The following is a 3035-nucleotide window of genomic DNA, read 5'->3' on the forward strand; positions in this document are numbered from 1 at the left end:
TTGCCGGTGCGGGCCAGCGCAAAACTGCGCAGGCCTTCCACCTGGCCCTTGTCGGCGGGCAGATCGGTTTCGGCCAGCAGCCCATCCAATATGGCGAGCGCATCGGCGGGTTTGCCGGCATCGACCAGGGCCGCGGCCTGCGCCAGACGGTCGGCCCGTTGAGCTGCAGCGCCGGGCGCGGCGGTCGTCATGGCGGACGGCGCCGCCGCAATCAGCAGCGCTGCCAGCGGTGCCAGCAAAAAGACCGGTTTGAAACGTTGCATCATGGCCCCACAGTAACCGCAATATGGCGTTTGGGGAGAGGGTCATGACGGCACAGGTGGAATTCTTCTTCGATTGTTCGAGCCCGTGGACCTATCTGGGGTTCGAAGCGCTGGTGAAGGCGGCGGCGGAGGACGGGTTCGATATTGTCTGGCGGCCGTTCCTGGTGGGCGGCGTGTTCAACACGGTGAACCCCAGCGTGTATGAGATGCGATCAAAACCGGTGGTGCCCAAGGCGCGATATTTCACCAAGGATCTGCACGACTGGATCCGGCGTTCCGGCCTGTCGATCAAATGGACCCCCAGCATCTTTCCGGTGAACAGCGCGCGGGCGATGCGCCTGTGCCTGGTGGCGGATGATGCATCAGCCTGCGAGCCGGTCGCGCGGCGCATCTTCCAGCTTTATTGGGGCGAGGATCGCGACATCAGCCAGCCCGATGTGCTGGCCGAAGCTGCTGCGGCTGGCGGGCTTGGGGCGGACGCCCTGGAACAGGCCGATTCGCCGGAAATGAAGGCGAAGCTGCGCGCCAACACCGATGAACTCATCGCCCGCGGCGGCTTCGGCAGCCCGACGTTCTATGTTGGCGGCGATGACATGTATTTCGGGCAGGACCGCATCCTGCTGGTGCGCGAGGCGGCGGCAAAGGTGCGGTAGAATTGCGCCTGACTTGACTCTGCCGGGCAGCTGGCCGCAACGTGAACAAAAGTGGAACACTTTGTCATAAGTGAGTCGTTCTGTTGTCGTCTGTCAGCCGCCTGCTGCCCTCTGCCCCGCCGCCGCCCCGGTCCATGCCCACGCGGCTGGCGCTGGATGGTGGGCGGGCGGATGCGGCGCTGGGCGGTGGGCTGCTGCTGGCGGGGTGTCACGAGATTTACGGGCCGGCGGCGACCCCGCTGGCGTTGATGCTGGCGCTGGCGGCGCCGCGCACCGGGCCGATCCTGTGGTTGGCCGATCCTCGCGGCGAAGATGGCCGGCTCTATGGCGCCGGTCTGGCTGAACTGGGCGGCGATCCGGGGCGGTTGTGGCTGGTGGCGGCGGGCGGCGCACTGCCCATGCTGCGCGCGGCGGCCGAGGCGCAGCGTTGTGCGGCGCTGGCCTGCCTGGTGATCGAGGCCGGCAGCGCGACGGCGGTGGACCTGACGGTGACGCGCCGGCTGCAACTGGCCGCCGCGGCATCGGGGGTGTTCACGCTGGTGCTGCGCGCTGGCGTGGCCCGGCCATCAGCAGCGCTCACCCGCTGGCGCGCCGCCTCCGCCCCGGCCCGGCGGCTGGCTGGCAATGCGCCTGGCCCGCCGCGCCTTGCCCTCACGCTGGAACGCCAACGCGGCGGCCCGGCAGACATCACCCTAGAACTGGAGTGGGATCGTGACCGCCGCCGTTTCATTCCCGCCTCCGCTGTTATCGAGCGTCCCATCCCTATCGGCGCTGCCTTTGGCCGGCGTGAGGCGTATTTTGGCGCTATTCCTGCCGTGGCTGCCGGCCGAACGCCTCGCCCGGCACGCGCCGCAGCCTGAACCGCTCGTCTTCGTCGCCAACGAACGCGGCCGGCAGGTCATCCGCGCCACCTGCGCTGCCGCCGCCGAGGTGGGCCTGCACCCTGGCCTGGCCCTTGCCGATGCGCGCGCGCAGCTGTCGCAGTTGCGGGTGGTGCCGCATGATCCGGCGGCCGATGCCGCCTGTCTGGATTGGCTGGCCGACGGCGCCACTCGCTGGTCGCCCATGGTGGCCGCCGTGCCGCCCTACGGGCTAATGATCGACATCACTGGCTGCGCTCACCTGTTCGGCGGCGAGGCCAGCCTGATCGCCGATGTGATGACCCGGCTGCAGCGGCTGGGCTTCAGCGCTGTGCACGCCATCGCCGCCACCCCGGCTGCCGCCATGGCGCTGGCGCGGTTTGGCCAGCGCCGGGTGGAGGCGCTGCCGCTGGCTGCCCTGTCAGATCAGGAACCGGTGCAGATCGCCCTGCGCCGCGCCGGGCTGAAGCGGGTGGGCGAGGTGGCGAAACTGCCGCGCGCTGCCATCGCCGCCCGTTTTGGTGAGGCGCTGCTGGCGGCGCTTGATGCGCTGACGCAAGCCGTGCCGCAACCGCTCGACCCGCGTTTGCCGCACGCCGAAATTGTCGCCCAGATCCGCTTTGCCCAGCCCATCGCCACCACCGATGCGGTGCGTGTCGCGCTGGAAAAACTGCTGCTGCGCTGCGCCGTGCAACTGGGCGCACGCGGGCAGGGTGGGCGGCGGTTCGCGCTGGCGCTTTATCGCGCCGATGGCCATGTCGCGCATGTTGCGGTGGAAACCGCCGAACCGCAACGCGAGACGAGCGTGCTGCTGCGCCTGTTCGATGAACGCATCGCCGCGCTGAACGATCCGCTCGATCCCGGCTTTGGCTATGATCTGGTGCGCCTCGCCGTGCCGGTGACGCACACGCTGGACGAAACGCAGCTGGGGCTGGAGGGCGGCCAGCTTGCCGAAACCCAGCTCACCGAACTGGTTGATCGCCTTACCGCGCGGCTGGGGCGCGGACGAATCCGCCGGCTGGCCCGCGCCGACACCCATATCCCCGAACAGGCGAGTTTCGATCTGCCGTTCGACCAGGCCAACTCCCTCCCCCCTGTGGGGAGGGTCGACTCACGCGCAGCGCGGCGGGGTGGGGGTCAGCCAGTGGCCACATCTGCCAACCCCCACCCCGGGCCGGGGCGGGGCGCCGGCGGGCGACCCACCCCCCCCGGGGGGGGGGGTTTGGTTGCCCGCGCACCCCCCCAGCGCCCCCAACCCC

At 69.9% G+C, this 3035-nt stretch carries 4 protein-coding genes; 3 read left to right on the forward strand and 1 reads right to left on the reverse strand.

Features of this window, described 5'->3' with window-relative positions:
• A partial coding sequence (locus tag RMO81_RS04870) for a hypothetical protein (RefSeq protein ID WP_310474635.1) occupies nt 1–266 on the reverse strand: 266 nt, incomplete at its 3' end.
• A gap of 41 nt (nt 267–307) precedes the next feature.
• Here RMO81_RS04870 and RMO81_RS04875 point away from each other — a divergent pair.
• From RMO81_RS04875 to RMO81_RS04885, 3 genes are all read left to right on the forward strand, one after another.
• Nucleotides 308–916, forward strand: a complete 609-nt coding sequence (locus RMO81_RS04875) for a 2-hydroxychromene-2-carboxylate isomerase (RefSeq protein WP_310474637.1) — start codon at nt 308–310, stop codon at nt 914–916.
• A 134-nt stretch (nt 917–1050) separates the two neighbouring features.
• On the forward strand, nt 1051–1776 hold the full coding sequence (locus RMO81_RS04880) for a hypothetical protein (protein ID WP_310474638.1): 726 nt from the start codon (nt 1051–1053) through the stop codon (nt 1774–1776).
• Nucleotides 1703–3035, forward strand: a 1333-nt coding sequence (locus RMO81_RS04885; protein WP_310474639.1) for a DNA polymerase Y family protein, incomplete at its 3' end; no start/stop codon positions are given. The genes RMO81_RS04880 and RMO81_RS04885, both read left to right, overlap by 74 nt.

The sequence above is a fragment of the Sandarakinorhabdus sp. genome (assembly GCF_031422795.1).
GTDB lineage: Bacteria > Pseudomonadota > Alphaproteobacteria > Sphingomonadales > Sphingomonadaceae > Sandarakinorhabdus.